Source organism: Agrobacterium sp. B1(2019) (assembly GCF_008274755.1).
Taxonomy (GTDB): domain Bacteria; phylum Pseudomonadota; class Alphaproteobacteria; order Rhizobiales; family Rhizobiaceae; genus Agrobacterium; species Agrobacterium salinitolerans.
The window spans coordinates 354,570-371,603 of sequence record NZ_VTPB01000004.1 but is presented as its reverse complement, the minus strand read 5'-3'; the positions used below and the strand labels follow the sequence as shown (position 1 = coordinate 371,603).

Genomic DNA, 17,034 nt, shown 5'->3' with positions numbered 1-17,034 from the left:
TTTCATGCGATTAATTTTGAGGGCTGGTGGGTCGCTGGTTAATGAGCCTTTCAAGAGCCTGCGAGACTTAGGACAGCCACGATGTTTCACCGTCTGTTCCGGTGACTACTTGTCATCTACGACGGCGCGATCGAAGGTGAAACTCATGGTGTCAGTTATTTTGCCGAGGGTCCCGTCTTTGCGAAAGCGCCTGCCGGAGACAACGAACGTGACGTGGTTCTCACTAGAGTAGAGTGAAATCGACTCCGCTGAAATCCTTGTGAGCGTGCCGTGCTGGTGCGACGTGACGATGTCGCCAGGCCTGACGCCGAGAACGGCTTGCGCCAGCTGCGATCGCTCGGCCTCGATTTGCTGCTCCCAGCGCTCCAGATCCGTTTCAATATGGGCAAATGCTTCGCGGGCGGCCCGAAACGGGCGTTCGGATCCAAACCAGATCCGGTCCGCCATGGCCAAGGTCTCGTTTGGAACAGACCTGTCCAGGGCGTAAGCGGCGTTGGTGAGCATTTCGAAGATCCGCTCGGCCTCATCAAGTGCCTGCAAACGCGCGCGATAGGGTTTGACCTTTGCTTCGGAAATGCCCGGCGGCAGTACCTTCTCCACTTCGCCATCCAGGAAGTCGATCGGCATGACGTCACGCAACTTGACTCTGCTCGTCGAGTGTCGTTCCGGTGGGTCATCCTCGCGCCACGATCGCCGGTACCACTCTACCCAAGCAACATCTGGCGAAACGCATAGGTAGCTGTTCAAAATGAAATCTGACTCCGGCTGGTGTAGATGCGTGCTCGACCATGCATGGTCTGCGGCCGACAGCGGTTGGACCACATGGCTGAGATTCTGGTCCCGCGCGATCCGCGCAAGTGTCGCTATCCTGGCCTGGAGTTCTGCGGTCCACCTGACGAATACGATCGGACCTGCAGCCGAAAACGAATGTCGCTTGCCTTCTGTCTCGAAGGCCAGCAATTGCGGACGGGCAAGTGGCATCAATCGCTCGACGAGCTTTGCGATGCTTGTCCTGACCGACGTCCCCCATTTGACGTCGACCCGACCGCTCTCTGCCCATTTCTGTGCCTGCCCCTGGATCAAGAGCAGCACCTGGGCGGCGACATCCTGATCAAGGCTCGAGATATGCTTCAGGCGGGTGGTTTCGACCAGAGAGTCGACGCCACGTTTGCGAAGTTCCTCGAGTGCTGCATCGAGAAACTTCGATTGAAGTTCCGTGAAATGTCCCGCAATGCGCGCTTGTAGCGCACCTTTCCGTTTCGCTTCCAGCTCTTCCCGAAATGCTTTCAATGCCGGGCGTCGCGGCGTCTGGCCGGCTTCCACGCGCGCCCAATACCCACGGGGAGGCTTTGGAACCTGCAGTTTCTCGCAAAGCTTTCCGACTGCCACGTCTGAGATGCCGAGCTCCTTCGCAATCTCGCGAGCCGGGCGTTCCCATACCAAGGCGAAAAGCTCTTCTCTCGACAGTTCGCGCTTTGCCATCCGAGGCCCCCCAAACAGCGTCAGGCCGCAGCGTTTGCCTTGCCGCAAATGGCAGCACACCGTTCGAGCAATTCGTCGAACGTCTCGGCGTCATCGAGAAGGAGACCGTCGCCAACCATCCTGGAGTAGTCTTCCTTGAGGGCTGCCCGACCTTCGCCGACGGGCGTCAATACGAGATTGCCGCTGACGGCTGCCTCGTAGTCAATTGGCGATCGATCAGCGGCTTTCTCGGCGAAGAACATCGACTTGTGCTTTGCGACGGCGCTGGCTAGCTCGCGGTCGGCAATCGCGCTGTCCGACAGGCCAATGTCGTCAAGGCGCACGATGTCGTGCCAATGGCGCGAGAAGCGGTCGCCCCGCAACCGCTCCTGCAGGCAGAAGACATGGATCGCAGTTGCCTTTTCCGAGAAGGTTCGTTCGGCGTGCATCACCCTGGGGTTTGCCGTCAGAAAATCAACTCCATCGACGATGCCGGCGGCATCGCACGTGATGTCCCGGACGCTTGCCGGCTCACCCGTCGAGCGGGCTCCAAATTCCAGCATGACGCTTGGCGCGACATAGCCAGATCCCGCACCGATGGCCTGGTAGTCGATGTAGAGCCTGTCAGCCTCGATGCGGATCTTTGCTGGAAGTGACTGCTTCTCGAGTTGATCGGCAATGAGAGGTGCAACCGTCTCCGCTACCCAGGTCGGCAGTCGCCGGCGCACCTCGCTTGACCAGCGCTTTTCCTCGCTCCGGTTTTTCGGGAGTGCTTCTTCGTTTTCCCCGACAAGATCAGAGGCAAGCGCCCGGATGTCGTATGTAAAGTCGACGTCTTCGGAGAACCGTCGAATGGCGCCATAGGCCTTTGAGAGCGAAGTCCCGCCCTTGAAAACAAGGCTCTCGCCGAGCGACGAGACGTAGAGCGTTCGAAGCGCCCAGACGACCCAGACGTCCTTTTCGAGCAAATGGACCGGACGCTTCAGTCGATCTGACGCAATGGCAAGGACTTCCCGCCTGTCCTCGGCCGAGAGCTGGAGGAATTGATCAGCCATGCGCTACCTTTCCGACGCTTCGCGCGAGCCAGGTCGGAAACTGTGGTGCTGCAGCGACAAGCTCGTTGAACGCCTCGGGAGCCAGCTTCCGCCTGATGTTCAAGAGTGCCTCTTCCGCTCGCTCCGGCCCCAGCCAGGCGAGTGCGCGGACAGCTACGCCGGCCGGCCGGTTGGCCAGGGACAACTGCCAGCGAGGGACATGCTTGAGCTCAACCTTCAGGCTTCCGACATTCATGGTCCGGCTGCGCCCGGAGGTCAGGTAGATGGAGCGGACTGGAACTTGCGTGGTGAGTCCAAGCGCATTGGCTGCCGCCGCACCATTCGAAACAATTACCTCGCCACGTTGATGTGCGACTGCCTCGACCGCTTGCTCCACCGTCGGCGGCCTCGTCCCGAACCGGCTTTTGATGGCCTTCAGATAAACACCACGCCCAGCCCTGATTAGCTCCCCACGCTCATGCAGGCGCGACAAAGCCTGGTCTACTGCGGCCCGATTTCCGAGATGCAAAAGGCCTTTTGCGGACAGCGCTGTTCCCTCCGGCAAGTGCTCGGCGTAGCTGAGAATTTGAGAAGTCAGTCTTTGCATGGCGTATCTCCTGTCAGAAATATAGGCGGTTTTCTGACAGTTTACAACTCCGGTAGTCAGGGTGCTTCTTGCCATCCTCGACCGGCCCTGTTCAGATTTCGCGTGCGGCGGGCCATTTGAGAATGGCAAGTGCGGGAAATTGCGTCCATCCGATCGGGCATGAGTACATGCTGGGCCGATGCGCAGCAGAAAGATCACGCAACTGCGATAATACGCAAGCCGACACGCTCGCAATGTTCCAGATCGAAAGCCGCGTCCAGATGGCGATGCTGCCGCGCCTGAAGTTCGCATCTTTAACGATCTCTTCGTACCGGCGGCCATCTGGCCCTGACCAATCCGGCTTTGGTGCATCTGTACAAGAGGCGGCGAAAAGGCAAGGAGAAGGTCGAGTACCCGACCCAGAGCTTGGCGCTGTTCTTAGAAGCTATTCCTTGTAGGATGTGCAGGCCCGTTCCAGGCCTCATCCACGCGCCGCAGTTTTTCGATCCGGACCGGGGAGGCTATCGTCGATCTCGACTGCCCTTTGAACCTGAACGACACTGTGAAGCAATCAGCATAACTTCAAGCGATTTTTCGCATGAAGTCCTCGAGCCAGGCGCTGGCCATTGCTGAGTAGGGTGCCCGCGGTTCGGTCATTGCCTTCAGCTCATCCAGCATCCTTTCCCGCAAAAGGCGGAGGCGTCCGGGGACCTGTTCGATTCCAACCTTTTGCGCGGCGGGCAAAGCTTCGACCTTGTCCGCGATTTCTGTCACCTCGATCACAATGTCGGCGATAAATTCAAGTTGCCGGAGAACTCGTGTGCGTTCCTGCACAAGCCCAAGTCGGTTCAAGCCATAAATGTGGATTGATGCGTTACCGCGTGAGTCCTTGCCATCTCCGTCAAGCGAGTGGACGATTGCGGGGCCCACCGTCGCAACGTTGTATGCGAGGTATTGCTCCGGTCTATCTTTGCACGGATTGATCAGCAGCGCTGGCTCGCGCCCAAAATCGGTTTCCCCGTTGACGAGCCACGTCCCGGTCGAGGCGACGGGAAAGCTGTCCTTCTTCCCAGATTGGTCGGCTTCAAAATTGCGCGCGTCCTTGCCGAATTTCCAAAGCTCTTCGAGGCTTGTCGCTGTTCCGGGAAATTTCTGCTTCCGTTTGCGGTTGCAGTCAATGCAGCTCGGCAGGAGGTTCTCCCAATCCATGGCCACCCACCAGTAACCGGGGTGTTCCTTCATCTCGGCGACAGCACCCTTTGGCCGATAGTGCTCGACGTCGACCGGCGCGCTCGCTGAATAAAAGGTCTCGCAGTAAGCGCATTTTCCGTGGAAGAGTTTCTCCAGCGCCTGTTTGATTTCTTCCGACTTGTAGACCTTGAACTCGAATGTGCCTTTTTCCGGGTCCGGGTTGCTCCGATGCGCTTTGATCGCCTCGAGCTCCGTTTTGGCTTTTGTGGCCACCGAAGCCGGCAGTGTCACCTCCTTGCGCTCAACATACCTCATCCCGCAGCACCCCTCAGGATACGAAGGATCTCATTCTTCGACGACTGTCGCAGCGCACGCAGGCGGTCCTCGGATGCGCTGCGCCGCTCCTTGAGAAATTGTGCGACCGCCTCCTGAACGAGCCGGTGGGCTTCGGATAGTCCGACGGGCAAGGCATTGTCGATATCATCGTCGAAGGCTTCCAGCGTGCGCTTCTCCTCTTCGGACAGCTCGGCGCCCTGGCTGCGTTTCGCGAGTAGATCACTGATATTTGCGAACTTTCCTTCAATCTCCGGTGCGTCCGCTGAATAAAGCTGGAAAAAGTCGGATGTCAGGAGCTGCTCGACAGTCAGATGCGAGGTAGGCGGCAAGTTAACCAGGCGCTCGACGAAAACAGGCAGCCTGGTTTCCACTTTGGCATCGGCGTTGAGATCCCTGCCGACCCGCTGGAGAACGACAACATCCCGATCGCCCATTCCGCGCAAGCAGAGAGGATCATGCGTGGTGGCGATGAAGGTCACGTTGGGAAGCGCCTGCCGCAGACCGCGCATGATACCCATTTTCCAGCGGGGGTGGAGATGTGATTCGACCTCGTCGATGAGAACTACGGCACGGGCCTGGGCAAGAGTTTCAATGCCACCGCTCACCCGGCGATCCAGCAGGCCTTGAAAAATATCGCAGACTGTGGCGAGCACTGTTCTGAAGCCTGATGAGGCAACTTCGAGTGGCGTGAGACTGAACTGCGTGGTGCTACCCGGGATCGACGTGACGATGTAGCAGCGCTGCTCATCCTGATTTCTGCGGATGACCTCGAAATCACCCTCGATGCTCAGGACATGCCGCAACTGCCTCACAACCATGGCAAAGGTTGCCGCATCTAATCCAAGAAGCCATTTCTCGGGATTGGAAAGAATTCCATCCGACCGCATCAGATTCGTAATGTATTTGGCCGGGCTGTATTGCCGCTGTTTGCGCAGATATCGGCGATACGCCCCATAGGCGAATACAGGTGGCAGGAGCGATCGGTCTATTTTCGAGTTGATCTCAAAGCCCGTACGATCAACCGTCAGCACATGGTTGCTGCCGTCTTCAAACACGAGCTCAACCTTCGAGTGATCCGGCGCCACATGGTCCGGCGCTCCCATATAGTCGGGCTTGAGAATGTAATCGGAAGGTGCGAGGGCAAGCTCATCCCGAGCATCGTCTGTGGCGAGTGCAATGGCAATTGCCTCGAGGATCGAGCTCTTTCCGGCCGCGTTCTCACCGAGAATAAGAAGTGACGGTGCCACGCTGACAGCCTCGGGCCCTAACTGCGTTGCTGTTGGAATTTCAACGGTGAGGTTTTCGAGTGCCTTGAAATTAGTGAGCGAAACCCTTTGCAGACGAAGCTTTCCGGTTCTGGCAGTCGTACCTGCGAGCTCTGCATCAACGTCCAGCTCGCTGGCCTGGGATATTGCCTCCACTGCGGCACTCAGGCTTTGTCGAGCATCGGCTTGAGTTCGCAGCCGCCTGAGCGCGCGGTCGATGCGCGCCATAGAAAGTGCAGGTGTAGGACCTCCGCCATAACCGATTGTCAGACATATTTGCCGAGCGAGAAGGAACCACGTGCCGCCAAACTCCATGTCCGGAAACGCAACGATGCTCCGTAAAAGGTCAGGATCCCCACCGGCCAGATAATCGTCCAGGGTGGAGAGCAGGCTTTGGAACTTTGCTGCCCGTTGATTGACGCGTTCATCACGGTTGAGGGTGAAGTAGCTTATGGTCTCTTCCGCCGACTTGTTTTTTCCGAAGAGCATGCCGTTGGGCGACACGCGAAAATGCGAGGTGAAGTCCTTCTTTTCGCACGGATCAAGCAACAGTGGCTTCTCGGCCGGCGGATGGTTTGGCCAAAGTCCGGTAGCATCGTCGACGAACTGGTTGAGCTCGTCTGGCGTCGGAAGACGGCAGCGCCGTCCTATGACCGGGAAATAAGTAGAACCCTCCCTGTCCGGTGGCGCGCAGCTCGTGCAGATCGGATAGATGTTCTGCCATGCATCAACGAGCCAGGCGTAATAGAGGTGGCTATTCATGTCAGTCGGTGCGACTGGCGTTGCCTCCGACGCAGGCCTGAACCGATACGGTCGTGTGGAGGTCTCCGCCTCGCAAAATGCGCACTTGCCCCTGAACAGGCGATCTAATCCATTGCGAACGTTCTGCTCATCCAGGCCAAGAAAGCTGCGCGGAGCAAAGGATTGCGAAAGCTTCTCGCTGTCGAAATCGAAAAGTGCTTTCAGGCTCTCGCGATTGTTGCCGGCAATGGGACTGGTGAACACCGCAGGTGGCGGCACGGTCTGGCGATTGAAATATTGCACGAAGCCCCCCTCGCAATAATCCAGAATGCGATTGTATATTGATATCCCAATAGCGTTCAAGTTGAATTCAATTTCCTGACCATTCGATTACTTCACAACGGCGACTGAACGGGGGGATGCATGTTGGAAGCATTAGATTCAAATGAGGAAATAGCCACAGAGACTAAGAAACGAAAAAGCCGCGCCGCCGCTCGCCAGGCCGTGATACTCGTCCACGGCATGGGCGAGCAAATTCCGATGGATACGATAAAGGGGTTCGTCGATACCCTCTCGGCCAAACCGTCGGACACCCCAGGTCAAAGTAAGGCTGAGATCTGGAGTAAGCCCGATACGAGGACCGGTTCCCTGGAGCTCAGGCGTCTGACGACACGAAAATCAGAGAGTGGCGGGGCCTATCCGAACGGCGTGCGGAGCGACTTTTTCGAGCTCTACTGGGCAGATCTGACAGCCGGATCTACAACCAATCAACTGGTCGGCTGGGTACGTTATCTCTTGTTCAGGCCGTGGAGCCGCGTCCCTCCGCCGGTAAGATCGGCTTGGATATTGCTCTGGGCCCTTGCTCTTGTCGCTATTGCGATGCTGGCGATCGGCTTCGTGCCCAAGGATATGTGGTTGAGCCGGGCTCCGGCCTGGCTTCCGCAAGCGACAGCCGTTGCGATCGCAGGGATCATCGGCGCCGTAGCGCAGCAACTGGGCACGAAGACATTTGGACGCGTCGTCAAATACACGCGCGCAGACCCGGATAACATTGCTGCGAGGAAAGCGGTCCGTGAGCGGGGTCTGGCTCTCTTGCGAGCTATTCATCAGGCAGGTGAGTATGATCGGGTGGTGGTCGTCGGTCATAGCCTCGGCTCGATCCTTGCCTACGATCTCGTCAACTACTTCTGGGCCGAGCAGGCCGCCGCAAGGACCATCATCGAGGGCAGTGATGCGTTCAGCCGACTTTGTGCGCTGGAAAAGGCGGGCAGGGCGCTGCGTGAGAAGAATACCCCGGAGCAAAGAAAGGAATTCCGAAAAGCCCAGGCAGCCCTTCGGCGATCTCTCAAGATAGATAGCGACGATCCAAAATCGATATGGCTCATCAGCGATCTCGTCACTTTCGGCAGTCCGTTGACACATGCCGAATTCTTGCTTGCACGGAGCAAGGATGACCTTGAAGCGCGTCAGAAAGATCGAGAACTCGCAACATGCCCGCCGATTGGCGAAGTGCTGGATGAATGGCGGCTTGAGCATGCGCGAGCGGTTGGGTTGTTGGAGGAAGGACAGTCGTCATTGTCGGCTTTCCCGGATCGGCAGGTGAAGGACGGGTGGACGCTGCATCACGGAGCTGCGTTTGCCGTGGTCCGGTGGACGAATGTTCATGACCACGCGAAATCCATCTTCTGCGGCGATCTGATAAGCGGCCCTCTTTCCCCGGCCTTCGGACAAGGCATCGAGGACAGCGATCTGGCGAAGATCGACAAGCAATCTGCAACATTCACGCATACGAGGTATTGGAGCGCCGATCAGTCCAGGGAACGGCTGGGAACCTTCCGAAATGCCATCAATGTCCTTGATGAAGATTGACACCTGTCCAGTGGGTCAGCTTTGCTCATTTACGCAGATCCTGAATAGGCTATCCTCGTATCAGCCTTGCCAACATCTCCCTGTGCTTGGCCCCTGCATTGGCGCGACCGGGATACCATGACTTCGCAATTAGACTTCTTTTCAGCTCCTGACTTGCCGGTGAACACCAACGTCACCAAACTTCGAGCTATCTCGGAGAGAAGACAGAGGGGGGACGGTTCCGACCACGAGTCGATGGCCCGTGATCTTGAAGCGACCGGCAATTATCGCATATTGCGACGGCTTCCCCGTCGGCCGATCATCGAGCAGGCAAGGCCTGAATTCCTCCGGCGAGGGGTTATCCTCGATACCGAAACCACCGGCCTTGATCACCGCCGCGACGAAATCGTCGAAATCGGCGTTGTCGCCTTCACCTTCAACGATGCCGGTGAGATCGGCGACGTCACCGGCATATACGGCGGACTTCAACAGCCGACCGTTCCCATCCCGGCTGAAATCACCCGCTTGACCGGGATTACTGACGACATGGTCGTGGGACAGGTGATCGACGTCAGCTGCCTCCGGTCCCTCATCGAGCCGGCTGACCTCGTGGTTGCCCACAATGCGGGTTTCGACCGGCCCTTCTGCGAGGCCTTCTCGCCGATGTTTGCCCACAGGGCCTGGGCCTGCTCGGTCTCCGAGATCGACTGGGCCGGACGCGGCTTCGAAGGGAACAAGCTCGGTTACCTGATCGGGCAGTCGGGATATTTTCACGACGGACATCGAGCGGTCGATGATTGTTTTGCGCTTCTAGAAGTGCTCGGGCAGACGCGAGACGGTGTGAGCGTGGCGCCGTTTGCAGAGCTCCATGAAGCCAGCCACAGGTCACGGGTCCGCATCCATGCGGAGAACGCGCCATAGCAGCGCGCGAAGTTGATCTGACTTGAAATATTTGCTCGATACAAACGTTGTCTCCGAACTTCGAAAGGTGGGCGACGGTAAAGCCGATCCGAATGTAACGGCTTGGATAGGTGCGCGCGATGCCCGTGATTTGTGCATTTCTGCGATAACAATTTTAGAGCTTGAGCGCGGGATACTTAGCATTCAGCGCCGCGACCCTGCGCATGGCTCTCGTTTACGCGCATGGATGGATGGTCGGGTTCGCCCAGAGTTTGCTGAGCGCACCATCGTAGTCGATGATGCGGTTGCTACTCGTTGCGCCCATTTGCATATACCAGATCGCCGTAATGAAGCTGATGCAATCATTGCCGCCACGGCGCTTGTCCACGGGCTGGCGGTGGTGACGCGGAATATTCAGGATTTCCAGGGAACAGGGGTAGTCCTTGTGGACCCTTGGAGCGTCTGAGGCCAGGGCCGCAGCGGCCCGGATCGTCCCTGCGAGTTGGGCAGTAATTGACGTGTCGCCGGTTCATATCCCATCAAGGCGTATTTGTCGGATGCGCCGTGTGCTGCGTCATTCAGAAAAGTCTGTCAGAACGATCTTCCCAAATAACCCGCCCGCCTCCATTCGGCGATGGGCTTCCGATGCAGCCGCGAGCGGATATATCGCTCCAACGATCGGCTTAAGCACCTGTCCCGTGATCGGCAGAACCTGGTCCCTGAAGCGCCGGACCATTTCTCTCTTTTCCGACCTCGACCGTGACTTCATGACTGTTCCGATCAACCGTAGGTGGTTATGAAGCACCACGCCGAGCGGAATGATGGCGTTGTCATCGCGCCCTAGAAGACCGACCTGGATGAGCCGCCCGCCGGGAGCAAGGCTGCGAATGTTGCGGGCGAGGTAGGACCCGCCGACAAAGTCGATGATCAGATCGACCCCACGAGATGCTGTCGCATCAACAACTTCCGCCTCGAAATCCATCCGCTTGTAATCAAAAACAGCATCGGCTCCAAGTGACAGCACGTTGTCGATATTGATTTCCGAAGCGGTGGCCAGCACGGTTGCTCCTGCCGCTTTCGCAAGCTGGACGGCCGCCGATCCGATGCCGCCTGCAGCAGCATGAACGAGGACGGTCTCGCCTTTTGCTACGTTTCCGAGATGGGCAAGCGCCTCCCAGCCCGTGACGAAGCTTTCCATGACTGCGGCAGCCTCGATGAAGGACAAGCCCGTCGGAATGGCAACTGCCATTCCACTATCGAGGCGCGCGTACTGGGCATATGCGCCCCCACCAACAATGCCCATGACACGGTCTCCGACAGCAAAACCGCTAACGGTGTCTCCAATGGCCATGACTTCGCCAGCGACCTCAAGCCCGAGAATAGGGCTGTCCCCGTAGCTTTGCGAGCCATAGACGCCTTCGCGTTGAAGAAGGTCGGCGCGGTTGACACCCGCAGCCATGACCTTGATCAGAAGATCGTCTGGGCGCAATTCGGGCATGGGTGCATCGGAGAGGCGCAGAACATCCGCGCCTCCAAAGTCATCGAAGATGATCGCCTTCATTGGATATCTCCTTACTTGGAAAGGGCCCGGCGGGCGATGCTTGCAGCAAAAAGAGGTGTCTCACGACTGTTGTGGTCTCCGCCTGCGGCCTGACGGGCTGCTGCAGCATCTTCGAACTTGATGCTGTGCTCGCTGAGGAAAGCCATGAACACATCCGTCGGATGGGCGGTAACCTTGTTGGTATAGCGGGTCCTGCTATCGTCGATCTTCTCGGCAATCAGTTCCCAGACGACGTTGACGTGGGTCCGGCCATTGGCCGTGAACACATCGGAGATCGAGTTCATGCGGCAGTAGGCAGGCTCGGCGACCTCGGCCACATAATGCTGCACGACGAGGCCCGAGCCGATCTGCTCAACATTGATCGACATGCGACGACCGTCGTCGGTCCATGTGACGCCGGCTGCAATGTGGTCAGGCGGGCAGCAGCGCAGATATTCGGCTTCCGGCAGGGTGAACAGCCAGTCGGCAATGTCGATCTTTTCGAAGGGAACGTCTATCTCTGCGGAATAAGCGGACTGGGAGAGAATTGTGTCTAGGACCTTGACCATTGGGGTGTTCCTTCTGTTTGTTGGGCGACCGCCCGTTGACGAGAAGGAAAGTGCGCCGGATGCCCGCAGATGATAACGACCTGAATGGTCGAAACGGTTTTGCGCTGTAGGCAAAGATGAGGGACCCACGGTTCGCTGAACATCTCGCTGTTTACGTCGACGTTGTCCGCACTGGAAGCTTTTCCGCTGCCTCTCGGCGGAGGGCTGTCACGCCTTCGGCTGTCGTTCGACAGATCGATGCGCTCGAACAGGACCTGGGCGTGACTCTCCTTGTTCGCTCGACACGGGCGTTGTCATTGACGGACGCGGGCCGTCACCTGTTTGAACGCGCCCAGCGCCTGCTCGATGATCTGGCCGACACCCATTCCGAGGTTGCCGCCTTCGATAGTGCGGTCAGCGGCACGCTGCGGATCGCTTGTTTCCCGACTTTCGGAAAACGCTATGTTATTCCTGTTCTCGCATCGCTAGCCCATCAACACCCGGGCCTGCATGTCGAGCTGGATCTTACCGAGCGGCTGGCTGATCCCGTGGCCGAACGGCTCGACCTGGTGGTGAGGATGGGGGAGCTTGCGGACAGCTCCCTGATTGCCACGAAGCTTGCTCCGCTTGACCGCATCCTCGTTGCAAGCCGTGGCTATGTCGAACAGCATGGTGAGCCGGAAGACGAGAATGCGCTCCGCCATCATCGCCTTCTCGACAAGCTCCATGGCAATGATCTGCTCGGATGGTCTGATATTTTCGGAAGCCCCGCCGGCGAAGCCTGCAAACAGGTGGCTTTCCGATCCGATGATTTCGAAGCGTTAAACAGCGCTGCGATCTCTGGAATGGGAGTGGCCTTTTTGCCAAGCTGGGTTTCGGGACCCTCCACGCAGTCAGGTGATCTCATCCGGCTGAAGCTCCGCGGCGAGCGATGGAACGAGCGATCGTCAGGCATCTATCTCCTGCGTGCTCTCCAGGTGCCGTCCGCCAAGGTCAGGGCGTTTACGGAAGCACTCAAGGCCCATATTGGCGCACCGCCGCGGTGGGTTGATGTAGGAATAGCAACGGTCGACAAATCAAATGCTTAGGAAGTGAGTCCCGCGACCTGTCCAGTGACGGTTCGATTCTAATCAAGAGCACAAGCAGTGTAACCTATGCTGATGCCTAAAGTGGATAGGAAACGGTTGAGACCGTACGGTCTCGGTGGAAAACTGCTAGGGGCCAGCGGCTATTAATCGTCCATGAAGCTGTTCGATGGCACGTTGGAAGACTGCCGGATCGTCCAGCGCCCGGGAGAGAACGATAGCTCCCTGGATAGTGAGAACGGCGTCTTCCGAGAGGAGGCGCGCCTGCTCAGCGTCACGGCCTTGCCGGACGAGTGCTGCTTGCAGCGCATCTACCCAGCCAACGAAGTAACCCCGGATAGCCTGCGCGAAGAGGTCTCGGGTGTTGGAGATAGCCAAGGCGCCGACCAGACAAACGCGCCTGCCCGATCTGAAGTATTTCGCAGTTTCATCGAGCATTGCCGCGATCGCTGCATTGGCGTCGTCTCCGTCTCGCAGGGGAGAATAGACGGAATCTTCAAACCATTGCTCGATCTCGGCGAGCACAGCCCCGACCATCTCTTCCTTCCCATTCGGGAAGAAGTGGTACAGGCTACCCTTGCCCAGGCCGGTGGCCTTGCCGATCAAGGCAAGGCTCGCACCTTCGTATCCATGCTCGCGAAAAACTTCGGCCAGGGAGGCGATGGCGTCGGATCTTTCAGCGACCATGCGGGCCATGATCAGAGGCCCAGATCGCTGAGGCTGGGATGGTCGTCCGGACGACGACCGAGCGGCCAATGGAACAGGCGATCGCTTTCCGCAATCGGCATTTCGTTGATGCTTGCGTGGCGGTGAGCCATCAGTCCGTCCTCTGCGAATTCCCAGTTCTCGTTACCATAGGCACGGAACCACTGGCCACTGTCATCCCGATACTCGTAGGCATAACGCACAGCAATGCGGTTACCAGTGACAGCCCAGAGTTCCTTGATGAGGCGGTATTCGTGTTCCTTGTTCCACTTACGCTCCAGAAATGCCTGGGCTTCTTCGCGGTTGGTGGCGAATTCGACGCGGTTCCGCCAGCGGGTGTCCAGTGTGTAGGCCAAAGCAACCTTGGCGGCGTCGCGGCTGTTCCAGCCGTCTTCTGCCAAACGGACCTTTTCGATAGCAGTTTCGCGAGTGTATGGGGGGAGAGGGGGACGTGCCATGCGACGTTTCCTTTGTGTGTGTTGCTGTGTACTATTCGGTAAAGACTTTACTGATTGGTACAGTAAGCAGAGCGATTTTCGCTGTCAACAAGTTTCGAGTTGCGTCCGAACGAAAATTTGAGACGGGCTTTCCTGATCTGGAACAGCAGGACTGTGCGGGAAATGGAGAAAAAGACGGCTGCGCAGCTTCCAGGTTTCACCATTTGAAGGTGAGCTTTATTGGCCCCAATGTTGGGATACCGGCCCTCGTCTGCGAAACGTCAAAGCTCTCCTGGGCGTCTTGAGGCGACCGGCCATGGGAATGAGGTATTAGCGAAGCCTCGAGGATACGACGGCGAGCACCCGGCGGTCTGGCGCGATCTGCTGAGTGGCAGACGTCAAAGAGGGGCGCTTACGCCCCACTATTGCTTCGATCGGTCAGAGACGGCAGCGCCATGGATCAAACCGCGCCGGATCTGGATCAGCTCTTGACGAATGCCAGCAGATCCTCGTTGAGCACATCGGCATTAACGGTGAGCATGCCGTGAGAGAAGCCTGGATAGGTCTTGATCTGGCCGTTCTTCAGAAGCTTGATCGACTTCTTTGCGGCATCGGCAATCGGTACGATTTGGTCGTCTTCACCATGCAGGACGAGCGTCGGCACAGTGATCGCCTTCAGGTCTTCCGTCTGGTCGGTTTCAGAGAAGGCTTTGATGCCATCGTAATGGGCCTTGGCACTTCCGATCATGCCCTGGCGCCACCAATTCTGGATCACGCCTTCCTGCACCTTGGCGCCGTCACGGTTGAAGCCGTAGAACGGGCCAGCCGGAACGTCACGGAAGAACTGCGCACGGTTGGCGGCAAGCGCTGAACGGAAGCCGTCAAAAACCTCGATTGGCAGGCCTTCGGGGTTGGCGGCGGTCTTGACCATCAGCGGTGGCACGGCTGAGACGAGAACCGCCTTGGCGACGCGGCCGGCCTTCTGGCCATGTTTTGCGACATAGCGGGCAACCTCACCGCCGCCGGTGGAATGGCCGATATGAACGGCGTTCTTCAGATCCAGCGCTTCGACGACGGCGAATGCGTCAGCTGCGTAGTGGTCCATGTCGTGACCGTCGGCAACCTGGGCAGACCGGCCGTGGCCACGCCGGTCGTGAGCGACGACGCGGTAGCCCTTGGAGAGGAAGAACAGCATCTGCGCATCCCAGTCGTCCGACGACAGCGGCCAGCCGTGGTGGAAGACGATCGGCTGCGCGTCCTTCGGACCCCAGTCCTTGTAAAAGATCTCAGTGCCGTCCTTGGTTGTTACGAAGCCCATGTCGATATCTCCTTGTGATGAATTGTTTGTGGAAGAGTTGTGTGAGAAGGCGAGCGCCGGGATGCTCACGCTGGCAAGCGCGATGCTTCCGATGAGTACGCTCCGTCTCGACACGAAAAAACGATCTGAATCGGAAGCCATTGCATTTCTCCTGTCGCGCTGTGTTTGCGAATTCCGTATTCGACAAAGAGAACGTATCGCCATCTCTTATCAGAAACACGTGGCAGAAATGACTTTATCCGAGGCAAAAGTGGCAAAACGCGAAAAGGCTGATTTTATTGAGGTGGGGTTGCTGATCTACCCGGATTGCCAGTTGGCTGCCGTCTATGGATTGACCGATCTTTTTCGCGTCGCCAGCGACTGGTCGACGGATCTGCAAGTACCTACAAGCCTTCGCAACATCCGCGTCAGCTACTGGAAGATGGAGGAGGGTGATGTATCCTGCTCATGGGATTCACACCCCGGAACTCCGCATTTGCTGAGCTATGTTATCGCACCACCCAGCATCATCATGCCGGAGAAAATGCAGAGCATGAGCGCCGCCTCGCAATGGCTCGCTTCCCAGCATGCGCGCGGTGTCACCGTCTGCTCAATCTGTGCCGGAGCGTTTGTCCTTGCCGAGACCGGGCTCATCGACGGGCGGCGCGCCACAACCCACTGGGCTTTTGCCGAACGGCTTGCCGAGCAGTTTCCCAATATCGACGTTTCACCGGACAATATGATCATCGACGATGGTGACGTCATCACCGCCGGCGGTATTCTCGCTTGGGCGGATCTAGGTCTGCTCCTTGTCGAGAAGCTGCTCGGACAGGCCGTGATGCTCGAGACGGCACGCTTTCTCGTCGTCGATCCGCCGCGTCGCAGTCAGAGCCAGTACAAGGCTTTTCTTCCGCGCTTTGATCACGGCGACAAGGAGGTCTTGCAGATCCAGCACCAGTTTCATGCGACACCGGAACTGCAAAAGTCGATCGGCGAACTGGCAGATAGCGTCCGTCTTTCGGAACGGACCCTCCAGCGCCGCTTTCACCGCGCGACACGGCTGAAGCTGACCGAATATCTGCAAAATGTCCGTATCATGAAGGCGCGGCAGTTGTTGGAAACGACAAACGGTTCGGTCGAAAGCATCGCATATGCAGTCGGCTACACAGATCCGGCGGCATTTCGGAAGATATTCGGCAGATTGACGGGTGCCAAACCAAATGTCTATCGCGGCGACGCGCGACTTTGATCGTTTCGAAAATGTAGTGCCTTGTCCCGATCCGTTCTCAAACTGGCCGTCTACCTGCATGGTCGTTGTTACGGTGCGCGGCGACGAACATGGTGACGGCCGACCGGCAATAGGTTTCGATCTCGGTGTCGTCCTCTGCACTCGCCTCGTCAAAGCGTGCGATAATCAGGAGATCGGAGCCCTTGAAAAGTGCTGCAAACAAGCGGGCGGACCGGAGCGGATCGGGCACGGTCAGAAGTGCCTTTGCATGCAACTGGCGCAACAGGCCCTCGATTTGCGCAACGATATGGGCGGGGCCTGCTTCGTAATGGAGCTTGCTCAACGACTTCTGGTTTGAAGTGTCAGCCATGACCATGGCTTCGATGTTGCGGACCTCCGCGCGCAGAAGCGTGCGGAGCAGTGACGATCCCGCCGCCATTAGCTGATCTTCGGCCGAACCATTGATACCCTCAAAAAGCTTCTGAAGCACCAACTGCTGGCAGCGGGCCGCAAAGGCTGCGGCAAACAGCGCCTCCTTGCTCTCGAAGTGCTTGTAGATGCTGAGTTTGGATATCTTCGCGTGCTGGGCGACCTTATCCAATGTCGTCGCATGAAATCCCAGTTCCTCGAACAGTTCGCACGCGGCGTCGATGATCGTTTGACCGAGTGCTTCGTTTGCAGGCCGGCCGCGTCGGTTTCGGAGATTTTGACTCATGGCTATTGCGATCCTTGACAGTATCGTTATTTGAATTTACGATACCATTTAGTATCTTAAATATGCAAGTCGAATTCGGCTGATCGAACGAGGGTGTCACCATGCGACGACGAACAC

General features: G+C 57.8%; 15 protein-coding genes and 1 pseudogene. 5 read left to right on the top strand and 11 right to left on the bottom strand.

The annotated features are described in order from the left end of the window. Positions 1-105: 105 nt before the first annotated feature. From AGR1_RS25915 to AGR1_RS25895, 5 genes are all read right to left on the bottom strand, one after another. Positions 106-1,482 (bottom strand): hypothetical protein, encoded by a 1,377-nt coding sequence (locus AGR1_RS25915; RefSeq protein ID WP_149148837.1) that lies wholly within the window; start codon positions 1,480-1,482, stop codon positions 106-108. Positions 1,483-1,502: 20 nt separating this feature from the next. Further along, positions 1,503-2,516 (bottom strand): nucleotidyl transferase AbiEii/AbiGii toxin family protein, encoded by a 1,014-nt coding sequence (locus AGR1_RS25910; RefSeq protein ID WP_149148836.1) that lies wholly within the window; start codon positions 2,514-2,516, stop codon positions 1,503-1,505. Further along, complete coding sequence (locus tag AGR1_RS25905; protein WP_149148835.1) at positions 2,509-3,102, bottom strand: DUF6088 family protein; 594 nt, start codon at positions 3,100-3,102, stop codon at positions 2,509-2,511. The genes AGR1_RS25910 and AGR1_RS25905 overlap by 8 nt, the downstream gene beginning before the upstream one ends. 561 nt (positions 3,103-3,663) lie before the next feature. Continuing rightward, a complete protein-coding gene (locus AGR1_RS25900; protein ID WP_149148834.1) occupies positions 3,664-4,587 on the bottom strand; it encodes an HNH endonuclease in 924 nt (307 codons plus the stop codon). Continuing rightward, complete coding sequence (locus AGR1_RS25895) at positions 4,584-6,917, bottom strand: AAA family ATPase (RefSeq protein ID WP_149148833.1); 2,334 nt, start codon at positions 6,915-6,917, stop codon at positions 4,584-4,586. Before AGR1_RS25895 ends, AGR1_RS25900 begins: the two co-directional genes overlap by 4 nt. A 120-nt stretch (positions 6,918-7,037) precedes the next feature. Between AGR1_RS25895 and AGR1_RS25890 the strand changes: the two genes are divergently transcribed. From AGR1_RS25890 to AGR1_RS25880, 3 genes and pseudogenes are all read left to right on the top strand, one after another. Next, positions 7,038-8,483, top strand: coding sequence for a lipase family protein (locus AGR1_RS25890; RefSeq protein WP_149148832.1), 1,446 nt, complete (start codon positions 7,038-7,040; stop codon positions 8,481-8,483). Positions 8,484-8,600: 117 nt separating this feature from the next. Next, a pseudogene (locus AGR1_RS25885) lies at positions 8,601-9,380 on the top strand (3'-5' exonuclease); the annotation flags it as partial. 25 nt (positions 9,381-9,405) lie between these two features. Further along, a complete protein-coding gene (locus AGR1_RS25880) occupies positions 9,406-9,828 on the top strand; it encodes a type II toxin-antitoxin system VapC family toxin (protein ID WP_149148830.1) in 423 nt (140 codons plus the stop codon). A gap of 108 nt (positions 9,829-9,936) precedes the next feature. Here AGR1_RS25880 and AGR1_RS25875 read toward each other — a convergent pair whose 3' ends face one another. Together AGR1_RS25875 and AGR1_RS25870 are read right to left on the bottom strand one after the other, a co-directional pair. Then, positions 9,937-10,923 carry an NAD(P)H-quinone oxidoreductase gene (locus tag AGR1_RS25875; RefSeq protein WP_149148829.1) on the bottom strand — a complete coding sequence of 329 codons (987 nt, stop codon included), beginning with the start codon at positions 10,921-10,923 and terminating at the stop codon, positions 9,937-9,939. An 11-nt stretch (positions 10,924-10,934) separates the two neighbouring features. Further along, complete coding sequence (locus tag AGR1_RS25870) at positions 10,935-11,471, bottom strand: hypothetical protein (protein WP_149148828.1); 537 nt, start codon at positions 11,469-11,471, stop codon at positions 10,935-10,937. A gap of 116 nt (positions 11,472-11,587) precedes the next feature. Here AGR1_RS25870 and AGR1_RS25865 point away from each other — a divergent pair, with 116 nt between their 5' ends. After that, complete coding sequence (locus tag AGR1_RS25865; protein WP_149148827.1) at positions 11,588-12,538, top strand: LysR family transcriptional regulator; 951 nt, start codon at positions 11,588-11,590, stop codon at positions 12,536-12,538. A 126-nt stretch (positions 12,539-12,664) separates the two neighbouring features. Here the strand turns inward: AGR1_RS25865 and AGR1_RS25860 are convergent, their stop codons facing one another. The 3 genes from AGR1_RS25860 to AGR1_RS25850 all read right to left on the bottom strand — a co-directional run bounded on the left by AGR1_RS25860 (position 12,665) and on the right by AGR1_RS25850 (position 14,995). Continuing rightward, a complete protein-coding gene (locus tag AGR1_RS25860; protein ID WP_149148826.1) occupies positions 12,665-13,231 on the bottom strand; it encodes a TetR/AcrR family transcriptional regulator in 567 nt (188 codons plus the stop codon). A gap of 2 nt (positions 13,232-13,233) precedes the next feature. Beyond that, positions 13,234-13,698, bottom strand: a complete 465-nt coding sequence (locus AGR1_RS25855; protein WP_149148825.1) for a DUF1348 family protein — start codon at positions 13,696-13,698, stop codon at positions 13,234-13,236. Between the two features lie 460 nt (positions 13,699-14,158). After that, positions 14,159-14,995 (bottom strand): alpha/beta hydrolase, encoded by an 837-nt coding sequence (locus AGR1_RS25850; RefSeq protein WP_149148824.1) that lies wholly within the window; start codon positions 14,993-14,995, stop codon positions 14,159-14,161. Between AGR1_RS25850 and AGR1_RS25845 the strand changes: the two genes are divergently transcribed. After that, on the top strand, positions 14,994-16,223 hold the full coding sequence (locus tag AGR1_RS25845) for a GlxA family transcriptional regulator (protein WP_246669748.1): 1,230 nt from the start codon (positions 14,994-14,996) through the stop codon (positions 16,221-16,223). The two genes, AGR1_RS25850 and AGR1_RS25845, sit on opposite strands and share 2 nt — an antisense overlap. Before the next feature lie 37 nt (positions 16,224-16,260). Here the strand turns inward: AGR1_RS25845 and AGR1_RS25840 are convergent, their stop codons facing one another. Then, entirely contained in the window at positions 16,261-16,917 is a 657-nt protein-coding gene (locus AGR1_RS25840; protein WP_149148823.1) for a TetR/AcrR family transcriptional regulator, read from the bottom strand. Positions 16,918-17,034 lie beyond the last annotated feature (117 nt).

Bases quoted from the DNA above. Each gene is read 5' to 3' on its own strand.
- AGR1_RS25915 (WP_149148837.1), bottom strand. From the start codon at position 1,482: ATGGCAAAGCGCGAACTGTCGAGAGAAGAGCTTTTCGCCTTGGTATGG.
- AGR1_RS25910 (WP_149148836.1), bottom strand. From the start codon at position 2,516: ATGGCTGATCAATTCCTCCAGCTCTCGGCCGAGGACAGGCGGGAAGTC.
- AGR1_RS25905 (WP_149148835.1), bottom strand. From the start codon at position 3,102: ATGCAAAGACTGACTTCTCAAATTCTCAGCTACGCCGAGCACTTGCCG.
- AGR1_RS25900 (WP_149148834.1), bottom strand. From the start codon at position 4,587: ATGAGGTATGTTGAGCGCAAGGAGGTGACACTGCCGGCTTCGGTGGCC.
- AGR1_RS25890 (WP_149148832.1), top strand. From the start codon at position 7,038: ATGTTGGAAGCATTAGATTCAAATGAGGAAATAGCCACAGAGACTAAG.
- AGR1_RS25875 (WP_149148829.1), bottom strand. From the start codon at position 10,923: ATGAAGGCGATCATCTTCGATGACTTTGGAGGCGCGGATGTTCTGCGC.
- AGR1_RS25870 (WP_149148828.1), bottom strand. From the start codon at position 11,471: ATGGTCAAGGTCCTAGACACAATTCTCTCCCAGTCCGCTTATTCCGCA.
- AGR1_RS25865 (WP_149148827.1), top strand. From the start codon at position 11,588: ATGAGGGACCCACGGTTCGCTGAACATCTCGCTGTTTACGTCGACGTT.
- AGR1_RS25860 (WP_149148826.1), bottom strand. From the start codon at position 13,231: ATGGCCCGCATGGTCGCTGAAAGATCCGACGCCATCGCCTCCCTGGCC.
- AGR1_RS25855 (WP_149148825.1), bottom strand. From the start codon at position 13,698: ATGGCACGTCCCCCTCTCCCCCCATACACTCGCGAAACTGCTATCGAA.
- AGR1_RS25845 (WP_246669748.1), top strand. From the start codon at position 14,994: ATGTCGATATCTCCTTGTGATGAATTGTTTGTGGAAGAGTTGTGTGAG.
- AGR1_RS25850 (WP_149148824.1), bottom strand. From the start codon at position 14,995: ATGGGCTTCGTAACAACCAAGGACGGCACTGAGATCTTTTACAAGGAC.
- AGR1_RS25840 (WP_149148823.1), bottom strand. From the start codon at position 16,917: ATGAGTCAAAATCTCCGAAACCGACGCGGCCGGCCTGCAAACGAAGCA.